The sequence below is a fragment of the Methylomonas sp. 11b genome, assembly GCF_000515215.1.
Classification (GTDB): Bacteria; Pseudomonadota; Gammaproteobacteria; order Methylococcales; family Methylomonadaceae; genus Methylomonas.
In genome coordinates, this window is the sequence record NZ_KI911557.1 from 4,218,810 (window position 1) to 4,239,430 (window position 20,621).

The 20,621-nt window shown below is 50.2% G+C and carries 24 protein-coding genes; 14 read left to right on the top strand and 10 right to left on the bottom strand.

The window, feature by feature from the left end; genetic code table 11:
- Positions 1–59 precede the first annotated feature (59 nt).
- Positions 60–608: a carboxymuconolactone decarboxylase family protein gene (locus METH11B_RS0120290; protein WP_026603589.1), complete on the bottom strand. Its 549-nt coding sequence runs from the start codon at positions 606–608 to the stop codon at positions 60–62.
- A gap of 312 nt (positions 609–920) precedes the next feature.
- On the opposite strand from METH11B_RS0120290, the gene METH11B_RS27085 reads away from it, so the two are divergent.
- On the top strand, positions 921–1,739 hold the full coding sequence (locus tag METH11B_RS27085) for a spondin domain-containing protein (protein ID WP_081733845.1): 819 nt from the start codon (positions 921–923) through the stop codon (positions 1,737–1,739).
- 124 nt (positions 1,740–1,863) lie between these two features.
- On the opposite strand, the gene METH11B_RS27090 is transcribed toward METH11B_RS27085, so the two are convergent.
- The 4 genes from METH11B_RS27090 to METH11B_RS0120315 form a co-directional block, all read right to left on the bottom strand.
- Positions 1,864–2,526 carry a methylamine utilization protein gene (locus METH11B_RS27090; RefSeq protein ID WP_026603591.1) on the bottom strand — a complete coding sequence of 221 codons (663 nt, stop codon included), beginning with the start codon at positions 2,524–2,526 and terminating at the stop codon, positions 1,864–1,866.
- Positions 2,496–3,740, bottom strand: a complete 1,245-nt coding sequence (locus tag METH11B_RS0120305; protein WP_026603592.1) for a hypothetical protein — start codon at positions 3,738–3,740, stop codon at positions 2,496–2,498. Before METH11B_RS0120305 ends, METH11B_RS27090 begins: the two co-directional genes overlap by 31 nt.
- Positions 3,741–3,786: 46 nt before the next feature.
- Complete coding sequence (locus METH11B_RS28000) at positions 3,787–5,532, bottom strand: sensor histidine kinase (protein WP_197026981.1); 1,746 nt, start codon at positions 5,530–5,532, stop codon at positions 3,787–3,789.
- A gap of 72 nt (positions 5,533–5,604) precedes the next feature.
- Entirely contained in the window at positions 5,605–6,330 is a 726-nt protein-coding gene (locus tag METH11B_RS0120315) for a response regulator transcription factor (RefSeq protein WP_026603594.1), read from the bottom strand.
- 408 nt (positions 6,331–6,738) lie between these two features.
- Between METH11B_RS0120315 and METH11B_RS0120320 the strand changes: the two genes are divergently transcribed.
- The 4 genes from METH11B_RS0120320 (at position 6,739) to METH11B_RS0120335 (ending at position 9,231) form a co-directional block, all read left to right on the top strand.
- Complete coding sequence (locus tag METH11B_RS0120320; RefSeq protein WP_026603595.1) at positions 6,739–7,188, top strand: GNAT family N-acetyltransferase; 450 nt, start codon at positions 6,739–6,741, stop codon at positions 7,186–7,188.
- A 366-nt stretch (positions 7,189–7,554) separates the two neighbouring features.
- Positions 7,555–7,959 (top strand): hypothetical protein, encoded by a 405-nt coding sequence (locus tag METH11B_RS0120325; RefSeq protein ID WP_026603596.1) that lies wholly within the window; start codon positions 7,555–7,557, stop codon positions 7,957–7,959.
- Positions 7,952–8,833 carry an RNA polymerase sigma factor gene (locus METH11B_RS0120330; RefSeq protein ID WP_026603597.1) on the top strand — a complete coding sequence of 294 codons (882 nt, stop codon included), beginning with the start codon at positions 7,952–7,954 and terminating at the stop codon, positions 8,831–8,833. The genes METH11B_RS0120325 and METH11B_RS0120330 overlap by 8 nt, the downstream gene beginning before the upstream one ends.
- The gene (locus METH11B_RS0120335; protein ID WP_026603598.1) at positions 8,830–9,231 is read left to right on the top strand and encodes a TfoX/Sxy family protein; all 402 of its coding nucleotides are present in this window, start codon (positions 8,830–8,832) and stop codon (positions 9,229–9,231) included. The genes METH11B_RS0120330 and METH11B_RS0120335 overlap by 4 nt, the downstream gene beginning before the upstream one ends.
- A gap of 19 nt (positions 9,232–9,250) precedes the next feature.
- On the opposite strand, the gene METH11B_RS0120340 is transcribed toward METH11B_RS0120335, so the two are convergent.
- Entirely contained in the window at positions 9,251–11,104 is a 1,854-nt protein-coding gene (locus METH11B_RS0120340; protein ID WP_026603599.1) for a sigma-54-dependent Fis family transcriptional regulator, read from the bottom strand.
- A 268-nt stretch (positions 11,105–11,372) separates the two neighbouring features.
- On the opposite strand from METH11B_RS0120340, the gene METH11B_RS0120345 reads away from it, so the two are divergent.
- The 9 genes from METH11B_RS0120345 to METH11B_RS28820 all read left to right on the top strand — a co-directional run bounded on the left by METH11B_RS0120345 (position 11,373) and on the right by METH11B_RS28820 (position 17,517).
- On the top strand, positions 11,373–11,651 hold the full coding sequence (locus METH11B_RS0120345) for a BufA1 family periplasmic bufferin-type metallophore (RefSeq protein WP_026603600.1): 279 nt from the start codon (positions 11,373–11,375) through the stop codon (positions 11,649–11,651).
- Positions 11,652–11,663: 12 nt separating this feature from the next.
- Positions 11,664–12,545, top strand: a complete 882-nt coding sequence (gene bufB / locus METH11B_RS0120350) for an MNIO family bufferin maturase (RefSeq protein ID WP_026603601.1) — start codon at positions 11,664–11,666, stop codon at positions 12,543–12,545.
- Complete coding sequence (locus METH11B_RS27100) at positions 12,529–13,299, top strand: HvfC/BufC N-terminal domain-containing protein (RefSeq protein ID WP_026603602.1); 771 nt, start codon at positions 12,529–12,531, stop codon at positions 13,297–13,299. The genes bufB and METH11B_RS27100 overlap by 17 nt, the downstream gene beginning before the upstream one ends.
- Before the next feature lie 10 nt (positions 13,300–13,309).
- A complete protein-coding gene (locus METH11B_RS0120360) occupies positions 13,310–13,831 on the top strand; it encodes a DoxX family protein (RefSeq protein WP_026603603.1) in 522 nt (173 codons plus the stop codon).
- Complete coding sequence (locus METH11B_RS27105) at positions 13,828–14,559, top strand: SDR family NAD(P)-dependent oxidoreductase (RefSeq protein ID WP_026603604.1); 732 nt, start codon at positions 13,828–13,830, stop codon at positions 14,557–14,559. Before METH11B_RS0120360 ends, METH11B_RS27105 begins: the two co-directional genes overlap by 4 nt.
- The gene (msrP, locus tag METH11B_RS0120370) at positions 14,556–15,488 is read left to right on the top strand and encodes a protein-methionine-sulfoxide reductase catalytic subunit MsrP (protein WP_026603605.1); all 933 of its coding nucleotides are present in this window, start codon (positions 14,556–14,558) and stop codon (positions 15,486–15,488) included. Before METH11B_RS27105 ends, msrP begins: the two co-directional genes overlap by 4 nt.
- 3 nt (positions 15,489–15,491) lie before the next feature.
- Positions 15,492–16,130: a sulfite oxidase heme-binding subunit YedZ gene (locus METH11B_RS0120375; RefSeq protein ID WP_026603606.1), complete on the top strand. Its 639-nt coding sequence runs from the start codon at positions 15,492–15,494 to the stop codon at positions 16,128–16,130.
- A 780-nt stretch (positions 16,131–16,910) separates the two neighbouring features.
- Positions 16,911–17,207: a hypothetical protein gene (locus METH11B_RS0120380; RefSeq protein WP_026603607.1), complete on the top strand. Its 297-nt coding sequence runs from the start codon at positions 16,911–16,913 to the stop codon at positions 17,205–17,207.
- 118 nt (positions 17,208–17,325) lie between these two features.
- Entirely contained in the window at positions 17,326–17,517 is a 192-nt protein-coding gene (locus METH11B_RS28820) for a CPXCG motif-containing cysteine-rich protein (RefSeq protein WP_081733847.1), read from the top strand.
- Positions 17,518–17,700: 183 nt separating this feature from the next.
- Here the strand turns inward: METH11B_RS28820 and METH11B_RS0120390 are convergent, their stop codons facing one another.
- The 4 genes from METH11B_RS0120390 to METH11B_RS0120415 form a co-directional block, all read right to left on the bottom strand.
- On the bottom strand, positions 17,701–18,456 hold the full coding sequence (locus tag METH11B_RS0120390) for an SIR2 family NAD-dependent protein deacylase (protein ID WP_026603609.1): 756 nt from the start codon (positions 18,454–18,456) through the stop codon (positions 17,701–17,703).
- A gap of 134 nt (positions 18,457–18,590) precedes the next feature.
- The gene (locus METH11B_RS27110) at positions 18,591–19,349 is read right to left on the bottom strand and encodes a tyrosine-type recombinase/integrase (protein WP_231499699.1); all 759 of its coding nucleotides are present in this window, start codon (positions 19,347–19,349) and stop codon (positions 18,591–18,593) included.
- Positions 19,350–19,477: 128 nt separating this feature from the next.
- Entirely contained in the window at positions 19,478–19,843 is a 366-nt protein-coding gene (locus tag METH11B_RS29840) for a hypothetical protein (protein ID WP_026603612.1), read from the bottom strand.
- Positions 19,844–20,118: 275 nt separating this feature from the next.
- A complete protein-coding gene (locus METH11B_RS0120415; protein WP_026603613.1) occupies positions 20,119–20,535 on the bottom strand; it encodes a hypothetical protein in 417 nt (138 codons plus the stop codon).
- Between the last annotated feature and the right edge of the window lie 86 nt (positions 20,536–20,621).

Here is a 20,621-nt window from a genome sequence, read left to right on the forward strand (position 1 = left end):
CATTTCTCCAAAAGGACCGGCGGCATGGATTGCCGCCGGACTAATTCCAACGTTGCAAGTTATGCCTCGATTTTTAGATCCACTTTAGGGAAATCTATTTCAGTCTCGGCCACCTCGTTGATGTAGTTAGTTAAGGTATTCAGCGCCACATGCAGCACAATTTCCACAATCTCGGCATTACTGTAACCAGCGGCTTTGACAGCGGATAGCTCGGCATCCGAAACATGTCCGCGCTGTTGCGCCACGCGGGCGGCGAATTTCACGGCAGCCGCCGCTTTAGGATCGGACGAAAGTCCGCTACGGTTGGCGGCAATTTCAGCATCGTCCAGCTTGGCAACATTTTTGCCGAGATAAGTATGAGCCGACAGGCAGTAACTGCAGCCGTTGATTTCAGCGATAGCCAGGGCGATGCGTTCTCTGGTTTTGGGTTCCAGCACACCTTTGCCTAAAGCACCATTAAGACTCAAATAGCCTTCCAAGGCAGCGGGGCTATTGCCAACTAGCTTCATTAAATTGGGTACGACACCCAGTTGCTTTTTAACCGCATCCAGTAAGGGTAAAGAGGCGGCAGGTGTTTGTTCTGCGGTAGGGATTGCGATTCTGTTCATGCTAATTCTCCAAATAAAAGGTTGTGGTTTTAAGCGTCATCGCCCAGCGTTGTGGGGATGGCTATACTTTGTCACATGCCGTTTGGAGAGAGAATACGCATAAATTTGAAGAGACTATTCCAATAAATGGAACAAAAAACACACCCAACTGCGAATAGCGACTTTAGGTTAGTGATCGCAGAAGCGGAATTTGAACCCCAGCCAGTGTTCGCGCGCGCCTCACGACTATTTTAAGGTTCGGTGAGGATTTCGTGATTCTTTGCCCGGCACAATAGTATCGCCACTATCGGCTTTCATCTAAAACGGAGATACATGATGCGTTTGTCTAAGAGTAAAGTAGCTTTACCAGTATTGTTGCTCGCCGGTATGTTGGCGCCCGTTGCCGGCGCACAGGCCTCGAATGTCACACTTAGTTTTGCCAATATCTCGGGTGCTAACGGACCCGCGCTGAGTCCGTTTTTTGTCGCTCTCCACGACGGGTCTTTCGATGCTTTCGACATAGGCGCGTCGGCCTCGTCCGCCATCGAAGCGATAGCCGAGCTTGGGAGCGGCACTGGCTTGTCTTCTAGTTTTGCGGCGGCATTTCCCGCCGGCATCAGTACAACTGTTACCGCATCCGTCAATGGGTTTGGTCCTGGAATTTTTTTACCGGGAGGAAGCGGCAGTGTCACCCTGGATTTGGACCCGGTGAAAAATCGCTATCTGAGTTTCTTCGCCATGGTCGTGCCGTCTAACGACCGTTTCGTCGGTAACGACTCACCAACCGAAATCGAGCTGTTCGACGCAATGGGGCATTTTACCGGTGGTACCTTTGTCGATAATGGCAATAAAATCTGGGATGCCGGCACCGAACTCGACGGCACCACCGGCGCGGCTTTCCTGGTCGGTTCAAATGCCGCCGATAGCCCCGCGCAAAACGGCTTTATTCAGGCCAATAGCGACTTTTCGGTATACAGCGGACTGGCAACCGCAGCCGGCTATAACTTTACTGATTTACCTGACGCGAATACGCCTTTGTTAAAAATCAGCGCAGTGGCGGCGGTACCGGTACCGGCGGCATTCTGGCTATTCGCCAGCGCCTTGCCGCTTTTGGGTTTACAAAGGGGGCGCCGCCCATCAGTGCTTGCCTAAACGCTGGGATCGCTGACCGCTTGCGCGATCATCCAACTCTTCTCACCCGGCGCAAGCCGGGTTTTTCTTGTTAGGTCATTCCCTGATTCGGCTTAAACAACGCCGATTGCGTAACCGGAAGCCGTTAAAAACCGTCCGCATATCCTTCCGCTTGTAAGGTTCCCGGCGGCTTGCCGGTCCGGCGACTCATTTTCAAATCGATAACATGGTGCAACGATTGTTCCAGCGGCACGCGTAAGGTTTGCGGCGGCAATTCTACGGCAGCATCCGGATGCCAGAGTGACAATTGATAATCGCCGCTGGGAAGATCCAATGTCCAGCGTCCGGCATCGTCGCTTATAGCGAAGTACGGACTCTCGGTAACGAATACAAAGCCTAACATCCAGTCATGGATATTGCAGCCCAATGCCACCACGCCCGGCTGGTTGAAGATAACCGGCGCTGACGGCGTGCCTTTATAAAGCTTAATTTCGAAGCGTTTGGCCTGAGAAAATGAGTACACATGGTGCTGAATGTCATCACTATTCGGAAAATAAACCGGCGTGCCCACTTTGATCGCCAACACATGCGGAACAAATTCCTTGCCTTTCTGATCCATTTTCATCGTGACCGGATTGACGTTAGCCGAGCTTGGCTTGCCATTGACTGTCGGCTCTGCGGTTATGACGACACTGGCAAGTGGCTTACCGGCATTTTCAACGGTGCCGGATATACTGTCGGCGTTAGCTTGCAATGCCACGGCGGCAACACTGCAGCTTAGAAAAACAGGCGATAGGCGACTTGCCATAAAGTTTCCTCTTGGTTCGATGACTGTCCCAGGCTAGCGCGTGCCGGGCGGTTACTGTTGATATGACTGACCTCGAAATTTAATTGGTGGCGTTGCGCCAATGTCAGGTTGTAATTGGCAGTCCACGCGTAACCGTTTTCGGAGTTGCGGTCTTGGGGGAGATAATCGTTTTCGTCAGTACCGAAACGATCATGGCGAAAACTGAGGCGATGGTTGCCAAACGACTTGCTGAATAACAAAGAAGCCGACCAGAAGCCAACGTCCACGGCCCGTTTACCGTCTTTAATGTCACCCATGCTGGTTCGACCGCTGATGCCTTGGCTAATTAGCGTCAATTCCCAGGGCAATTCGGCCTTGAGTCCCAAGCTAAAGAAACGCGTATGCCAAGCGTACTGGCCGTTGTTGATGGCGGAGGGGTCTGCTGAGTTATCGTAATATAAGGCCCTGAAGGTATAGCGATTGGCTTGTTCGGCATTCAAACCGACATAGTATCCGGGCCGCCCGTCCACTTCTACGAAAGGCTGCGTGAAAGCCGCTTGCCGTGGAAATAGACTACGGATGCCGATGTTATCGGGTAGACGCAAACGGTCTTGAAGTGTAGATTCGTAATCCTGTAAGCTCCAGCCTCGCCAGGCCAGCAGCACGCCGGTAGCATCGTTATTGGCAAGGCCGGCGGCGAATAGTCCGAGGCGGTCGCCGCTGTCCAGCTGATAACTGAGCTGGGCCTCACCGCCGAAGCTTCTTAGTTCTTCACCGACCCAACTATTGATAGCCGATGAATTTAATGTATAGGGACTACTCCAGGCAGTGCCTGTGTTCTCTAGCGAAATCGGCGGAAAGAACATACCCACCCTGCCGCCGATCCGCCACCCTGAAGTGCTGACCGGTCGATAGCTGAGGAACGCCTCAGTCAGATCGAGTGGATTGTGTTGTTTATCGGCATATTTCAGCGTGAAGGTTCCCGACCAGTCCCAACTCAAACGCGTTTGCAGCACGACTGCGGCCTCGTTGACACGCAAACGATCTCCCTCAGCCCCGCTGCGGAATTTTCCGAGACCGTGCTGCAATTCGCCGGATTGCGCATCCATGATTTGATAACGAAGGTCCAACACCCCGTGCAGCGTAAAATTCGGAAATTCCGAAGTGTTTTCTGCTGCTGTCACAGCGCCTGAGAGCATGCCGAGCAAAACGGTGTTAGTCAGCAACCGTGCCATTAGTAATAATATGCAGTGGACAATCGGGGGCTAGCGGATGAGAAGCTCATGGCGATGCAACCGGCAGGTCGAAACTAAATGAGCTGCCATGTCCCAACCTGCTTTGGACTTGAATCTTGCCGCCATGCAAACTCACGATTTTGGCGACAATCACCAAACCGAAGCCTCCTCCCTCGACTCTTGCCTGTCTTGACAATGGCGACTCCCAGTCGAACAAACCCGGCAAATATTCCGCCGAAATACCGATACCGGTATCGGTCACACTCATCATGATGCGCTGCTCGGCAGGCCATGCGTCCACACGGACTTGGCCACCTGAAGGGGTATGGCGTAGCGCGTTGTCGATAAGGTTAGTCAACAGCCGTTCGATCAAGCCGATATCCGCCGAGACGGCCGGCAAATCGGGCCTTAATCCCGCTATCAACTCGATGCCCCTTTGCCGCGCCGGTAACTGAAATTTTTGGCAGACATCCTGGGCCAATTCCGCCAGGTTTATGGATTCAAAGTTAAGACTGGTCTCGTCGCATTCCAATTTGGCTAGTTCAAACAATTCCTGCGCCAATCGGCTGACCTTTTCACTCTGGCGCAAGGCGATTTCCAGGAAATGTTGTTGCTCCGATGCCTGCATGCCATCTTTTTTTAGCTTAAGGGTTTCCAGAAATCCACGTAGTGAAGTCAGTGGGGTACGCAGATCGTGCGAGACCGTCGCTACCATTTCCCGGCGTCTTTGGTCCTTATGTTTAAGTTCGCCAATTTGACTAGCAAGACAAGCTGCTCGGTTAAAGGTTTTCGCCAATCGGCTCAATTCATCGTCACCGGATACCGGCAATGTTGAATCGAACTGACCATCGATGATACGTTCAGTATCTCCGGCCAGGCGACGTAATGGTTGTGAGATTTTTTTGGCAATTACGATACTGCCGAGCAAGGTCGCGATCAGACCGATAACCGAAAGTACCACTGCAGCGTAAAACATGACCCAATACGGCGCTAATGCCTGTTTGAAATCGATCTGTAATATTGCCCAAATCGGTACGGTGCGCGACGCGGCGGGTAAGCGTTGTATGCGACTAATAAACACCCGATTGCCGAGTTCGAACATTACGGAGTCTTTTTTTTCCTGGTTGAACGTCCCGATAGATAAATTGCCGAGTAAAGTCTGTATCTCCAGAGGTAGAGAGCTGGTTAAAATCCGGGGCCGATTATGCGACGTTTCGATCAACGAGACATCGAGGAGGAGGCTGGATAAATGCTTAAACTGATCGACCCGGCCATGATCCACCGCTATTGCCACCGCTACCCAGCCGATTGGGATCGGCGCCAGTACCGGCACGATAGCCCATTCGTAGAGTTTTTCGTCTAGCAGGCCGAAGACCACCGCACTGCCTTGGTTTTCGGCCTGAGCCAAGGCATCCGGGAAAATAAACGGCTTGCCCTGCAAAAGCTCTGCGGTGTCTGCAACAGTGTTACCTTGCAGATCTATGTAAAAGGCGCGTTGCCCCCGAATCCGTAAAGTCAGATTTTCCAATGCCGAGGCAATGGTTTTCGAATCGCCATCGCTAACCGTGGTGCGGAACCCGAAATCGGCGACCAATATCCGCGTCTCGCTAGCGATACGTTTGCCGCGTTCCATCATTAATCGTTCGAAGGTTTGCTCTGCAAACAGTAGGTTTTGATCGAGTTGTCGGGTGACATTGTCGAGAGAAACCCGATACGCGCACGCTAGCGTCAAGGCTTGTATGCCGACAAATAAGGCTGAAAAAAACAGCACGATGCGGGATTGAAAACTCACGGTCACTGACAAGCCGTTATCGGATTGGGTGTCATTTCGGTTGCGCAGCCGTTTTGGCTGGCACATCGACGTCTAAGCATCGGCGGGATCGGCGGCGCAAAACTTGTAACCCACTCCCCACACCGTCAAAATTTGGCTGGGATGGGCCGGATCGGATTCGATTTTTGCACGAAGCCGGTTGATGTGTGAATTGACCGTATGCTCGTAGCCGTCGTGAGAATAACCCCATACCTGATTAAGTAGCTCCAAGCGGCTGTATATATGACCGGGATGTTTTGCAAAGAAATACAGTAGATCGAATTCGCGTACTGTCAGCGTTATCGGTCGCCCATCCAGCCATACCTCCCGTGTTTGCGGATCGATACGCAGGTGTGCGGTGACGATAGTCGTATTGTTGGATAAGGGCGGCACCTGCTTAAGCGCCTCGACCCGACGCAATAAAGCGCGAACTCGCGCGGTGAGTTCCAACACGGAAAACGGTTTAGTCAGGTAATCGTCGGCACCCATTTCCAAACCAACGATGCGCTGCGATTCCCCTGATTTGGAGCTGACGATGATAATTGGCGTATAGCTTGGCTGATTGCGCACGCGTCGGCACACCTCTAAGCCGTCTATGCCAGGCAACATCAAATCGAGGATTAGCAAGTCGTAAGCTTGCGCCGCCAGTCTCGCCAGCCCTGTTTCACCGTCGGTAGCCAATTCCACCGCAAAGCCTTCGTCGCGTAAATTCAGGTTCAGGAGATCGGCGATATCGGGGTCGTCCTCAATCACCAGAATGCGTTTGTTCGTCCTAGCCATATGACTTAGAAAATAGCCCGAAATGCTGCATTATCATCGAATCACCTAATCTGTCCTAGTCACATAAATTTGACGAATTCGTGAAGGTTTCGTGATACTTGGGTGGTAATTTTTATGAAATGGCGTCATGCATTGACAATGCGGTCGCACATACTAAAGGCACATTGGGGGTAATTGATGATTCGAAATCGATTCGCAATCTGCTTGAAATATTGACCGCTTACCATGAGTTAGCATTCTAGATCCCCCGGATATTGTCAGATGTGTCGGATGACTTTACCGACACACTGATCTACTGGAGCTTCGGCATTGAATTTGGTGTTGCCCTCTCGTCCGGCAAACCGGGGATTGCGGGTTTGTTGATATATAAGGCCATAAATTAATTTAAGTTCACTTCACTTCAAAACCATGAACACACTTTCCGTTCGCCAAGCCGTGCTGTCTGACCTGGGCGCACTGGCCCTCTTGTTCGACAACTATCGCCAGTTTTACGGCGAAGCCAGCGATTTCGGCGCTGCTCGATCATTTTTACTGGATCGCTTCAATCACGGCGAATCGGTACTGTTTATTGCTGAGAACAATGCCACTGCCATAGGCTTCGTACAACTATATCCTTGCTTTTCATCGGTTTCTTTGGCACGAACTTTTGTACTCAATGATATTTTTGTAGATTCAAAATACCGTAGACAAGGGGTGGCTAGAAGGCTCATCGAAACGGCCGCGAAATATGCAAAAGCCTTGGAAGCCATACGGCTGACGTTATCGACCGCCATAACCAATACCGAAGCACAAGCGCTTTACCAATCTGCCGGTTGGACCCGCGATAAACAGTTTTATGTTTACCATCTAACTTTTTGAAGATGTGCAGGACTTCACCGTTTTACGACCGGGGCGGTCCCAGCAAAGCAATCAACGCTGATCGCCTTCGGTAGCTTAGCTGTCGTGAACATCATCGAACAGGCTTTGTCGAAAAGTGGGTGTTGCCTTGTGCTAAGGCCAAAAAAAAATGACATTTATACGAAGCCTTCGGAAATTTTTCTCCCCCATCGGAGAAAAAACACATCGTTCTGGAAAAAAATTGAGTCCTCAGTGGGGCTACGTCACAGTAGCCAAATATAATTTTATTAGCCACAAATTGTCCGGTCACACATTGAGACAAATACGAGTCTAAATCCAGCGAAGAGCCGAGATTTCCTTGGCTCATTGTGAAGATAGGAAAATTTTATGAAAAACTTCGATGTTCAGGCCGTTTCGCTCAATGTTCCTCAGCAACAAGCGTTCATTTATATCGCTGATGGACAGCGTCTACCTGAATGGGCACAAGCGTTTGCCTCCGTTACAAATGGCATGGCACTTATGCGCACACCGAATGGCGAGGTTGAAATTGGACTCGATGTGCGCGCTTCAGAACAAACGGGAACGGTAGATTGGCATATGACTTTCCCGGATGGTAGCATCGCCGTCGCCTATTCGCGGGTTGTAGAGCTGAATTGCGATAGTTGCATATTTACTTTCATCTTAACGCCACCGCCGGTTCCCCTTGAACTGCTGGAGGGAGCTTTGGAGATGCAATCCAAAACCCTGACGAAAGAGCTTGCCAAACTGAAAGGAATTCTTGAACGTGCTTAGCGAAGATCTGCATGAGATAGATTTCCTAATATTGCGCGCCAAGGAAGGCAAGCGCGAAGCCTTGGAGTCCCTGGTGCGCCTTGTGCAAAGAGATGTGCATAGCATAGCTATGCGCTTTCTCTGGCATCCGCAGGATGCCGAGGATGCCACTCAAGAAATTCTAATTCGTGTAATAACGGGCCTAGCCGGGTTTAAAGGTGAAAGCAGTTTTCGTACCTGGGTATTTCGCATCGCCAGTAATACCCTGCTGACGTTGGGTAAAAAACGCATGGAGCAGTCGGCGTTGACGTTTGAAGAGTTTGGCGACGCTTTAGCTACCGGGCTTAGTGTTGCGCCTCCTTTAGAAACCCATGATATTTCTGAGGAGTTACTGATAGAGGAAGTAAAAATAGGCTGCACTCACGCTCTATTGATGTGCCTGGATCGCGAACACCGATTTGCTTACATTCTGGGTGAAATTATGGATTTGGATCATCGGGAAGGCGCCGAAATCTTGGCAATTACGCCTGTGGCATTTCGCAAACGGTTGTCACGTGCAAAATCGCGGATCGTGTCCTTCATGACATCTCACTGCGGCTTGATCGAAGCGAGCAATGCTTGCCAATGCCGCCTCAGAGTAGGAGCGGCGATTGATCATGGCTGCATACAGCCCAAGGAGTTACTTTTTGCGCAATCACTCGCACAGACCAAGCGCTTCCCGGAAGTATTGCAAGCTATTCGACAACTGGAAGAGACACGCCGGGTTGCCGCTCTCTACCGCTCTCATCCACAAGCGGAACCCTCTGATACTTTTATGTTATGGCTGACTCAACTTCTTGATGAGATGCCTGATTTGAATAGTTCAACCGGGCAGTTTTCAACCTTCACATCATGATTAAGAGATACCGTTCAGAGTTTGTAGAGTTTGTTTTAGAGCAAATGGCATTTGTTCAAGGATTGCGGATACGTACGATGTTCGGTGGATTTGGTCTTTATCAAGATGATCATATATTTGCGATCATCGTTAAGGATACGCTTTACCTAAAATCAGACGCCATCATCCAACGCGACTTTGAGGAAAAGTACTTGCAGCCATTTTCCTACGTGGCGCAAGGAAAGTCAGTAACCTTGCGGTATTTCGAAGCTCCTCCGGAAGTATTTGAAGCCCCGGATTCTATGCGTAATTGGGTTGAAAAAGCATTGGGTGCTTCGATAAGACAGAGCTCACCTTCGCCTGACAAGACGTTCCGAGAGAGACGAGGCAAAAGCTATTCCCCTGAGTTCTTTAGTTAATCTAAGTAAAAGGCAATATCTATCGACTCGCCTTATCGATACCCAATTTTTGCATCCTGTAACGCAAAGTGCTGGGTTTTAGGTTGAGCAGTTGCGCGGCGCCGTTTGGGCCTTCGATGACCCAGCGGGTTTGTTGGAGGACGCCGAGGATATGCTCTTTGGCGACGCTATCCAGGCTGGCGTCGCTGGTTTGAGCGAGTTTTACGCCATTGTTGGCACAAGTGGGTAATTGCTCGGGCTCGACTTCCAAAATCGGCGCATCGGCCAGTATGACGGCACGTTCGATAACATTTTCCAGTTCACGGATATTGCCGGGCCAGCGATAGCTCTGCAAACGCTGCATTGATTTGGCACTGATCCCGGTTATTTTTTTACCAATTTTCGGCGCGAACTTAGCGATTAAAAAATTCACCAGCAACGGAATATCTTCCAGCCGTTCGCGCAGCGGCGGCGTGGTCAGTGGAAACACATTCAGACGATAAAACAGGTCTTCGCGAAAATTCTTTTCGGCCACTTCCTGTAATAGGTTGCGGTTGGTGGCGGTTATGACCCGAACGTCCATTTTGATCGGTATTTGCCCGCCAACTCGTTCGAATTCGCGTTCCTGAATCACGCGCAACAATTTGACCTGCACGTCCAGCGGAATCTCGCCTACTTCATCGAGAAACAGTGTGCCGCCCTCGGCTAATTCAAAACGGCCGATGCGTTTGCTGATGGCACCGGTAAACGCGCCTTTTTCGTGACCGAATAATTCGCTTTCAATCAAGCTGGAAGGCAAGGCCGCGCAATTGACTTTAATCAATGGCCGGTTTTTCCGAGGACTGGCGGCATGAATGGCGCGAGCGATCAGCTCTTTACCGGTCCCCGATTCGCCTTGGATCAATACCGACGCGTCGGTCTGCGCCACACGCTGGACTTGGTTTAATAAGGATTGCAATGCAGGACTGCGGCCAATGATGTCGTCGAAATTATGCGTCGATTTAATTTCTTCCTGCAAATACAGGTTCTGCGCTTGCTCCTTTTCCATCAACACACGCTCGGTAATGTCGATGAACATCGTGCGCAAGTATTGACGACTAGGATCGAGTTTGGACCACCACTGTATCCAAATCGGTTGGCCGTTATCCTTGCGACGTAATTCCAGAACGACGCCATCGCTATTCGTACCGTCTTCGATGGATTTTAGCGCTAGCTGCAATCGCTGTTGTGCTTCCACCGTGTCGGGTATAAACGAGCTGCCAATCAGACCCGGCACTTGTTCCGGCGTGATGCCCAGGATGCGCATAGCGGCCTGATTGGCGGCCAGAAAGCGGGTATCGGTATCCTCGTGCACATAAGCAATCGGCGCTTCATCGAATAAATCCTTATAGCGATGTTCGCTCTGTCGCCGCAGCTCTTCGACCCGAATCCGGTTGAGCTCCGCCGCCGCCCTGGCGGCGAAGATCTTGAACGTATAGAGCAATCTCGGTTCTTCGGGCATCGCCCGTTCATCAAATATCGCCAGATGTCCCAGGATATGACCGTCGGCATCTTGTAAAGGTACGCCGAGATAACTTTCTACGCCTTCTTCCTTGGGAAATATTTTCCAAAGGTCCGACGGGTAATGGCACAGCTTGCCAGCCAACACGTCTACACAGGGCGTTCCCGCCAGTTCCCACTCCTGATTGTCGATAAATTCGCCGTTCGTCCAGAAGGCCAAGGACCTTATCCGGGTTTTGTCGCTGGTGAATTCGGCAATGAAGCCGTTCGCAACGTCGATGGCCATACACAGATTCCGCACCAGAGACCGTAAGAAGTCTTCGCCGGTGGTTTGCACGGTGCCTTCCACCAACGCCCGCAGTATGGCGAGTTCCGACGAATCGACTGTTTGCATGAGTTTTTGGTCCAGTTGCTAAGGCTACCGGCCATTCTAACCAGTCGATTCCACAACACCAAGCCACAACTATTCGCGGCAACCGCAAATAGTTGTGGCCACAAGAAACGCATGACCTTGGTCAAAATTCGTTATGCCTTCTGTAAGCAATTGTTTTAATAGAAAAAGATATTGTTATTCGATGTTGGCACGCCGCTTGCCATTAGTTAAATGTCCGCTGAAAGCTTAGTGGACATAACTAAACCACTTAACTATTTGGAAAAGACTCATGAAAAACGTAAACACTGTTGTATCGACCGCCATGGCTTCACTGATCGCTTTAGGCTCTTTGGGTTTGCAATCCGACGCCTTTGCCGCCGACAAAAAAGACGTCGAGAAATGTTATGGCGTCGCCAAAGCCGGCAAGAACGACTGCAAAACACTGTCCAATGCCTGTGCAGGGCACTCTACAGCCGACAATCAAAAAGATGCGTTTATAGCCTTGCCTGCCGGTACTTGCGAGCGCATCGTCGGCGGCAGTATGGAAGCGCCTGCGGACATGAAATAAAAATCATAAGACATGCATCTCACTCAGCAACAAGCTAAACATGCATTAGTGAGCTCGGCGATTCCGGCGTGTGCCGGAATCGGACTCCGCTCGCAGCATCATCGGGATGCTTTACTTAGCCCCGTCAAAACTGGATGGTTGGAAGTGCATAGCGAAAATTATTTTGGCACGGGTGGTATCCCGTTACGCGACCTGGAAGCGATCAGAGACGATTATCCGATCAGCCTGCATGGCGTCGGTATGTCGCTGGGTTCGGTCGACGAATTGGATCGGCAGCAGTTAGCCCAATTGCGGGATTTAATTCAACGCATCGAACCGGGATTGGTATCCGAGCATTTAAGCTGGAGTTCCTTTGGTGGCAGGTATCTGAACGATCTGCTGCCGATGCCTTATACCGATGAAACGCTGACTCATTTAACCGCACGCATCTCGCAGGTTCAGGATTACTTGGGCAGACAGCTATTGATCGAAAACCCGTCTAGCTATCTCGAATACGGCTTTTCCAGTTATTCGGAAAGCGGTTTTCTCAACGAACTCGCGCAGCGTTCCGGCTGCGGCATTTTGCTGGACGTGAATAATGTCTATGTGTCCTGCGTCAACAACGGCTGGAATGCGCTGGACTACATATACGAAATAGCCGCTGACAAAGTCGGCGAGATTCATTTGGCGGGGCATACCGTCAAAAAAATAGGCGAGCAGAGCATACTGATCGATACCCACAATGCGCCGGTCAGTGACGCAGTCTGGCAATTGTACCAAGCGGCAATTCAACACTTGGGCAGCCGTCCGACGTTGATCGAATGGGATGCGGACTTACCCGAATGGCAGGTATTAGTGGCGGAAGCCGCAACAGCCGATCGATATTTGGAGCAGGCTTATGTACAGACTGCATGATCTGCAGCGGGATTTTTCCCGCTTTGTTTGCCAAGACACCCAACAGCTGCCGCTGGACATCAAAGCGAATGGCTTGAGTGTCGAGCAACGTTTAAACATCTATCGGAATAATACCCGGTTGAGCTTAACCGCAGCATTACGCGACACGTATCCGGTGGTGAACTGCTTGGTCGGCGACGCGTTTTTTGATTGGCTCGCGGCTGACTATATCAAATGCTATCCGTTGCAAGCCGCCAGCTTGCTGACATACGGCGGGCATTTTGCCGAACTCATAGCCCGGTTTGAGGCAGCGCAAGGCTTACCTTATTTAGCCGATATCGCCAGGCTGGAATGGCACTGGCACGAGGCCTATCACGCTGCCGATGCACAGCCTTTGCTGCTGTCCGCCCTTGCTCAGATCGATCCGGCTCAATACGCGCGATTGGCATTCAGGCTCCATCCCAGCGCGCGCTTCATCGCTTCGGATTATCCGATAGAACGTATCTGGGCAAGCAACCAGCCTGATTATCGCGGGCAGGAATGCATCGACTTAAATGCCGGTGGCTGTTCTTTGCTGCTTTACCGGCCGCAGTGGCAGGTGGAAATCCATTATTTGGCGGCAGCCGAATATCAGTTTTTAACGCTATTGGGGGCCGGGCAGACACTCAACCAAGCGGTCGAAACCGTGATGTCGGCTCACCCCGATATAAATATCCCACTCCTTTTGCAACATTGGTTGCGCAAAGGCCTATTGACCGATTTTTATCTGGTTTGATGTCACTGATATGAACACAAAAAACATTTGCAAACTGATAGCGCCTTTTTATCAAGCGAACGGCCGGGTTTATCGATTCGCAATCCTGCTGGATAAGCTGGCACCCTTAGGCAATTCAATTCTGCGTTGCTGGGTAGCCTATGCGTTCTGGGTGTCGGGCTTACTCAAATTACAAAGCTGGGACAGCACCTTGTACCTGTTCGAAAACGAATATGCCGTCCCTCTATTATCAGCGGAATTTGCCGCTATGCTGGGGACGGCGGTTGAACTGGCCGGTCCGTTATTGCTGGCAATCGGTTTGTTTGGGCGCGGTGCAGCTGTGCTAATGTTTCTATTCAATCTCGTCGCGGTTATTTCCTACCCTGATTTGGGCGCTGCCGGTATTGAACAACATAAAGTCTGGGGCATCATGCTACTGGTCTGTATGTTACAGGGACCGGGTAAATTATCGCTCGATGCGTGGATAAAACTCTGCCTTTTTCCGCCGCAAAACGAGCGCGTAGCGAGAGCCGACAATCGGGAGAGCAAATGAGCACGGCAAATGCCGCGCAGCCGCTGCAAGGCCGAACCGCCTTGGTCGTTCAAGCCAATGCCGGCGTCGGTGCCGCAGTCGCGGAAGCATTCGCCGCAGCCGGTGCCAAGGTAATGATTAATTATCTGCATGAAAATGCGGGAGCCGATCAGGTTGCGCAACGTATTCGCGTAAAACAAGGACTAGCCATGATATTTCAAGCCGATATTAGCCAGGAAAGTCAGGTGAGAAGCATGTTTGATGTCCTGGTCGCTTATTGGGGCGGCCTTGATATATTGGTCACTAATGCCGATCTGGAAATTGATACCTCAGCGCTGGATATAAAACAGACGCCATCGCAGACAGTGCTTACTCAAAATCTGGCCAAGCAATTTCTTTGCGTTAGACAGGCTTTGCGAGCATTTTCCAGACAAGGGGGCCATTCTGCGTTGCCGGATTCCGCAGGTAATATCATTTGCGTATCCTCGTTGCGGAATGCTTTAAGTCCGGACGGGCGGATCGCTTATTCGGTCAGCAAACCCAGCATGAGCAGTTTGTCGAAAGCTTTCGCTACAACGCTTGATCAAGAAAATACCAACATTGATCTCACTTCGGCGGACTTTCCCTCCCTTGCTGAATGTCGGTATGCCAATCAAGAGGATGTAGCAAAGATAGCAGTTGATTTGGCTACAGCCGTTTATGGCGATCCAGTGCGAAATAACCTTAAGAACGGAGGATCAACAAGATGAAAACCTATAAACCACCAGCTATCCCTTCCTCGGAAATCACGCCGCAAGCCTTGTTCCATGCAAGACGAAAATTTATGCAAATGGCTGGAGGCGCATCGCTGGCAGCTATTTGGCCGCAGGCACTATGGGCGGCTGATAAATTAACCGACGTTAAAAAATCGGCCTACAACGTGGCGGAAGAGCTGACGCCATTGAAGGATGTTACCCGTTACAACAACTTTTATGAGTTCGGTACCAGTAAGGATGAACCCGCGATCAACGCCGGCAGCTTAAGAACCCGGCCCTGGACCGTCACAGTCGAAGGCGAAGTTAAAAAACCCAAGGTGTTTGATATTGATGAGTTATTAAAAATGGCGCCCTTGGAAGAGCGGGTTTATCGCTTACGCTGTGTGGAAGCTTGGTCGATGGTGGTGCCTTGGTTAGGCTATTCGCTCGCTGAACTGATCAAGCGAGTGGAGCCCACCAGCAATGCCAAGTTTGTCGAATTTGTCAGCCTGCACGATCCGGAACAGATGCCGGGACAAAAAACCGCGGTGCTCGACTGGCCCTACCGCGAAGGCTTACGAATCGATGAAGCCATGCATCCCTTGACGCTGTTGACATTGGGTCTGTATGGGGAAGTGTTACCCAATCAGAACGGCGCGCCGGTCAGAATTGTGACGCCATGGAAGTACGGTTTTAAAAGTGCGAAATCCATCGTCAAAATCCGCTTTGTCGACAAACAACCCGTGACCAGTTGGATGAAAGCCGGGCCCGGTGAATATGGCTTTTATGCCAACGTCAATCCAGAGGTCGACCATCCGCGCTGGAGCCAGGCCAAAGAGCGTCGCATCGGCGAGTTTTTGAAGCGCAAGACGCTGATGTTCAACGGCTACGCCGACGAGGTGGCTGGACTTTATGCCGGCATGGACCTTAAACAAAATTTTTAAGCCATGACCATTAAAAATCTCGACAACCGCGCCCTGGGCTGTGTAAAAACCCTGGTTTTTCTAACCTCCTTGCTACCGCTCGCCAAATTGGGTTTAGCGGCTTATGTGGATGATTTGGGGGCCAATCCCATTGAAAAAATTACCCACGTTACCGGCTACTGGGCGCTGACCTTTTTGCTGATTACCTTGGCGGTCACTCCGCTGCGGCGGCTGTCGGGCTGGTTATGGCTGATGCGTTTACGGCGCATGCTGGGCTTGTTTGCGTTTTTTTATGCCGCTTTGCACTTTTCGACTTATTTAGTCCTGGATCAGTTTTTCGATTGGGACGCGATTGGGAAAGACATCCTCAAGCGGCCTTATATCACCATCGGTTTTAGCGCGTTTGTGTTGCTGATTCCTCTGGCATTGACTTCAAACGACGCCATGATCCGCCGCCTGGGCGGGAAACGCTGGAAGACATTACATAGTGTAATTTATCTATGTGCAATCGCTGGTGTTGTGCATTTCTGCTGGTTAGTGAAAAAAGATCTCACCAACCCAATCATCTTCGCTGTATTGCTGAGTTTGTTACTGGGCATGCGATTCTTTTTTCGGTTTTTGAATGCCGATAAGCGGAAAGGCACTCGGCATGTTGTTATCTAAATATTTGCTGCAAGTGCGAATTTTTGGCAAGACTTCTCTATCCTCTGGGAGATCAAGTCGTAGTCCAAACACTACTACTTATATTTCTTGAACTTGGACGGGCATCGCGTGACTGCTTTAGCATGGAAACCTGCCTTTCAACGTCCTACAACGACCGGTAGGTTTTGGCCGGTCGGCACCGCTGGCAGGTTTCGATTGGAATGCCTGGGTGTTTTGAAATTGGAATACGCATAGGGTACGGATGTGTCAAAACAGGCTAGCGCATGACATCATCTGCAATATTTATGCGTGAATTTTGCGTGTTTTGGTCGTGACTTGTTATGCGCTGTCGTGCAAAGTCACGCAATCGTGCATGCATATGCTATTGATTTATATAGAATAATTCGCTGTTGGGTGCACTTTTAATGCGATGGTCGTGCGTTCGAATCGCACACGACCCACCATCGAATGACTAGGAAAATCAAGCAGTTATCGTTAATTCGATACCTGCTTTTTTTATGCCTGAAATTTGAGTACGCGAGATTTACGCGACTTGGCGTTATGCTTCGTCCAGCTTCGTTGTGACGTATTGTCACCCCTTCAATTCTGATAGAGCAAGCTCGGCCATCAAGAGACCGTCGGAGGAAAGTTTTTTATCCGAAGTGAATTCGTCGCTATGGAAAGACGGTTTTTGGTAAGCGGGTGTCCGTAAGGACCTATCCGTAACATGAGACTTTTCACAGATTCTTGCTGGACGATTCATTAGTCTATTGTCCAAAGCAACGTGTCGGAGGAATGGTCATGAGCTCTGTTGTCCTTGATAGAAATGCCTTATACGGTCTTTTTGAAAATCAAAAAAAGCTGGATGATTTGTTTGATTCCATTTTTGACGATAACAATTTTTATATCAGCAGCGCTCCAGCGCCAGTTCAATCGGTGCCTTCCAGACCTGATTTCAAAGTAGAGAGTCCATTCGGATATGACGGCAGCAAATTGCTTGAGTTGTTTAATGTGATGAAGCATCATCCGTACTTTTTCGTGCTGCCCATTGCGCTGGAATTGACGGTCATTTGTTGGGTGGTGACATATCTGCTTTAGAGGATGGGCTCTGGAACCAGAGTTGCTTTCTTTAATGGGCTAACGCAACGTTTACTTGCGAAACAGCAAAGTGTATTACCATGATTACGGCCACCAATTTTAACTAGCGGATGAAATCATGCACAACCTAGAACCCACTATTATTCAATGTCCGTATTGCGGGGAAGCAATCGAGGTTTTGGTTGATTGTTCGGTTCAGAGTCAGGAGTATATTGAAGACTGTAGCGTCTGCTGTAGACCTATCACGATCGCCGTTGAATCTTCGCAGGGTGACGTGGAAAGCATCGAAGCCCGCACTGAAAATGAGTAACGCAAATTTTGGGCCGATGATTTTCAAATAAATGGCCACAGTGAATGCCGCGAGAATTATGGATGGCACGGTCGTTCGCTTAAGATAAAGATTCCCCTATTTTGTTTAGAAACCAACGACTGGAGTGAGCAACTTGCTGCCATATGCTTGTCCGTTCTCTGGTTTTTGTCAGCACCTTTTTCTTTACTGGGCATACACGGCTTGCAGCAGTGCGGGCAATAGATCCCCCGCCTTACCATGTAGATTAAAGTGGGCTTTGGCATCCAGGTTGGTTTTATCCGGATTGAGTTGTATCACCTTGGCTCCGGCGGTGAGGGCAGCCAGCGGCAGAGTGGCGGCGGGATACACCAACGCCGATGTGCCGATGCTCATCAATACGTCGCAATGCTGCGCTGCGGCTTCTGCAGCGTGCCAGCTGTCTAAGGGCAACGATTCACCGAACCACACTACGCCGGGACGAATGTAATCACCGCAAGCCGGACAGCGAGGCGGTTCAACCCGCTTTGATTCAGAAATGACCGTTGGGGCAGCGCTCAATGCAAACGGCGTGGCACAGGCAATACACTGCGCTTCATGTAAACTGCCGTGCAGATGGATGACGGACTGACTGCCGGCGCGTTCATGCAAGTCATCGACATTTTGCGTAATCAGCGTTAGCTTCGGGACCAATGGCTGACACTGTGCAATTGCCCGATGCGCCGGATTGGGTGACGATTGCATGACCTTGGCGCGACGCCATTCATACCAACCCCAGACTAAGGCCGGATCAGCACGAAAACCGTTCTCACTGGCCAATTGCTGGGGATCGTATCGCGCCCAGAGTCCGGTCATGGCATCGCGAAATGTCGGAATGCCCGATTCAGCCGACACCCCGGCGCCGGTCAAAATAACCAGATGCCGGGCATCGCGTAGGGATTGTATTAAGCGGTCATTGAACATTAGGGTATTCCTCTCTATGGTTTTGATTTTGGGTTAATCGATGTTTTGGCTTCGAGCCTACAGCTTTGACTATGAAGCGAATGCGGCGGGTAGGATGCCCATGAATGCACACAATCCTTCATGGGCGCAGCGGTCTAAAGGCTACATAATCGTTCAACGGCAGCCTGCAGCTCTTCCAGTTCCGCCTTGCAATAATGATCTGTTATTCGGTTGGACTTATGACCCAACAAATCTTGCCTATTTTCAAAGCTGACGCCAGCCGCACGTAGCCGTCGACCAAACGTATGGCGCAGATCGTGTACTCGGCATTGCTCCAGGCCTGCTCGTTTCCTTGCTTTGCGCCAGGCGTGACCGTTGATGCGTTGCACGGGTTCGCCTTTAAAGGTAAAGACATATTCATCATGCTTACCGCGTTGTGCATTGATGATTGCCAGCGCCTTGCTATTTAACGGCACAATTCGATCCTCATTATTTTTAGTCCTGTCGCCGGGCAATACAAACACCCCAAGCTTGCGATTTTCTTCAGACCATTGCAGTTGAGTCAGTTCTTGTTCGCGTAGCCCGGTATGTAATGCGAATGTCACCATCGGTTGCAGATGTTCCGGTAATTCAGCCAATAAGCGCTGCTCTTCTTCGCTGTCGATAGGATAGGGTTTGCGTAAATCGGATTTTAACGGCTGAAGAAGCGGCGGTTCACTGAGCCACGAATTACCGAACTCATCCCGCCACAGTCGTGCCGCCAAGGTTAAGATTCGGCGGATAATCGCCAGATCACGATTGATGGTGGCATTTTTCAGGCCGGACTTTTTCCTGGCGGCGATAAATTTATCCAGCGTGCCCATATGAAGTTTTTCCAATGGCGTATCACCGATAAAAGGTATCGCCGCCTTCAACGTGACAGCATCTCGATCCAGACTTTTCTTCTCGACTTCTTTCAGGTATTTCGTTGCCGCCTCGATAAAGGTATAGGACTTTCTTTCGCCATAGATCAGTTGTCCCCGATATTCAGTGATGCGTTGCGCTAAGTAGCGCTCCGCTTCTTCGAGGTCACTTGTGCCAGTGCTTTCATAAAGTCTTTTTCCTTTGATAACTTTATTGATGTGCCAGACACCGTTCCTTTTGGTAAGCCCTGTTGATTTTTTTGCCATGTTTCTTTCTCCAGTTTTTGGTTACCCGGCGTACCGACACGACGCACGTAATCGTCGGCCCACGCATCAAGTTCGTTGCGATCAAAGGCAATACCTTGCGTACCGATTTTGATTTCGGTGAGTGCCGGTCTGACCTCTGCGTTAAAGCGGTTTTTGTCCATGCCGAGATAAAACGGCGCATCGCGAATGCGGATAAATCTCGGTACAAATGGCAGTTGTGAATGATTTTTTTCGAACATGATTGGCACCACGGTTTGTTGAGGTGCAACTCATTTACAGTTTTGAAAATCGCGGTTTTTCCCGCGTTTTTGCGGTGTTTTTTGCAGTGCGTTTTTTTCGCAAAAAAATTCGCGCATTTTTTCACTGCGTAGTAATCGTTAGTTTTGGGTGTCCTTTTTGGTTAAAAAATAATTTGAAAAAACGGCATCGGTATTGCCGACTTTGTTATCTTTGCAAGATGGTTTTTTGTATGAACCTTCCCGAAAAAATCGCTAAGGCATTCTCTGCAACGTGACTAAAAATCCTTGGCCCATGTGTCCCAAAATCCCGGCTCGTCGTGATGAGCATTCCGCATAGCGATGTCTAACGGCAGATAGAAAAATCGTTGGTTAGGATCGCGCATCGAACCATCGGGATATTCCAAGTGATCACGTAAATGGCGATACAGTGGATCGTCATCGTCCATCGGCAAATCGACATAGATCTGGCCGAGATAGGCACCGAAACCACAGCCTGAGGCTATCGGCGCGCTAGGCTGCCAGGCGATGCCGTGTTGTTGCAGCCAGTCTAAAAATGCTTGGCGTTTGTTATCGGCTTCATAGTCGTAAACAGACGAGTCTGCGAAGTCCGATTGCGGATGAAATTCCAGATACAACACCGCCCGTTGTTTTTGGCGAGCAATGGCATCGATGTGTTCAATTAGTACAGGCATAAATAATCCTCCAGATAACAGAGATAATTCGGTGAGGTGATTTAAACGCACAGCATCCTGCTCATCGGGCGCGGCATACCGGCATC

Coding starts and splice junctions, on each gene's coding strand:
- METH11B_RS0120290 (WP_026603589.1), bottom strand. CDS start 608: ATGAACAGAATCGCAATCCCTACCGCAGAACAAACACCTGCCGCCTCT.
- METH11B_RS27085 (WP_081733845.1), top strand. CDS start 921: ATGATGCGTTTGTCTAAGAGTAAAGTAGCTTTACCAGTATTGTTGCTC.
- METH11B_RS27090 (WP_026603591.1), bottom strand. CDS start 2,526: ATGGCAAGTCGCCTATCGCCTGTTTTTCTAAGCTGCAGTGTTGCCGCC.
- METH11B_RS0120305 (WP_026603592.1), bottom strand. CDS start 3,740: ATGGCACGGTTGCTGACTAACACCGTTTTGCTCGGCATGCTCTCAGGC.
- METH11B_RS0120315 (WP_026603594.1), bottom strand. CDS start 6,330: ATGGCTAGGACGAACAAACGCATTCTGGTGATTGAGGACGACCCCGAT.
- METH11B_RS0120320 (WP_026603595.1), top strand. CDS start 6,739: ATGAACACACTTTCCGTTCGCCAAGCCGTGCTGTCTGACCTGGGCGCA.
- METH11B_RS0120325 (WP_026603596.1), top strand. CDS start 7,555: ATGAAAAACTTCGATGTTCAGGCCGTTTCGCTCAATGTTCCTCAGCAA.
- METH11B_RS0120335 (WP_026603598.1), top strand. CDS start 8,830: ATGATTAAGAGATACCGTTCAGAGTTTGTAGAGTTTGTTTTAGAGCAA.
- METH11B_RS0120340 (WP_026603599.1), bottom strand. CDS start 11,104: ATGCAAACAGTCGATTCGTCGGAACTCGCCATACTGCGGGCGTTGGTG.
- METH11B_RS0120345 (WP_026603600.1), top strand. CDS start 11,373: ATGAAAAACGTAAACACTGTTGTATCGACCGCCATGGCTTCACTGATC.
- bufB (WP_026603601.1), top strand. CDS start 11,664: ATGCATCTCACTCAGCAACAAGCTAAACATGCATTAGTGAGCTCGGCG.
- METH11B_RS27100 (WP_026603602.1), top strand. CDS start 12,529: ATGTACAGACTGCATGATCTGCAGCGGGATTTTTCCCGCTTTGTTTGC.
- METH11B_RS0120360 (WP_026603603.1), top strand. CDS start 13,310: ATGAACACAAAAAACATTTGCAAACTGATAGCGCCTTTTTATCAAGCG.
- METH11B_RS27105 (WP_026603604.1), top strand. CDS start 13,828: ATGAGCACGGCAAATGCCGCGCAGCCGCTGCAAGGCCGAACCGCCTTG.
- msrP (WP_026603605.1), top strand. CDS start 14,556: ATGAAAACCTATAAACCACCAGCTATCCCTTCCTCGGAAATCACGCCG.
- METH11B_RS0120375 (WP_026603606.1), top strand. CDS start 15,492: ATGACCATTAAAAATCTCGACAACCGCGCCCTGGGCTGTGTAAAAACC.
- METH11B_RS0120380 (WP_026603607.1), top strand. CDS start 16,911: ATGAGCTCTGTTGTCCTTGATAGAAATGCCTTATACGGTCTTTTTGAA.
- METH11B_RS28820 (WP_081733847.1), top strand. CDS start 17,326: ATGCACAACCTAGAACCCACTATTATTCAATGTCCGTATTGCGGGGAA.
- METH11B_RS0120390 (WP_026603609.1), bottom strand. CDS start 18,456: ATGTTCAATGACCGCTTAATACAATCCCTACGCGATGCCCGGCATCTG.
- METH11B_RS29840 (WP_026603612.1), bottom strand. CDS start 19,843: ATGTTCGAAAAAAATCATTCACAACTGCCATTTGTACCGAGATTTATC.
- METH11B_RS0120415 (WP_026603613.1), bottom strand. CDS start 20,535: ATGCCTGTACTAATTGAACACATCGATGCCATTGCTCGCCAAAAACAA.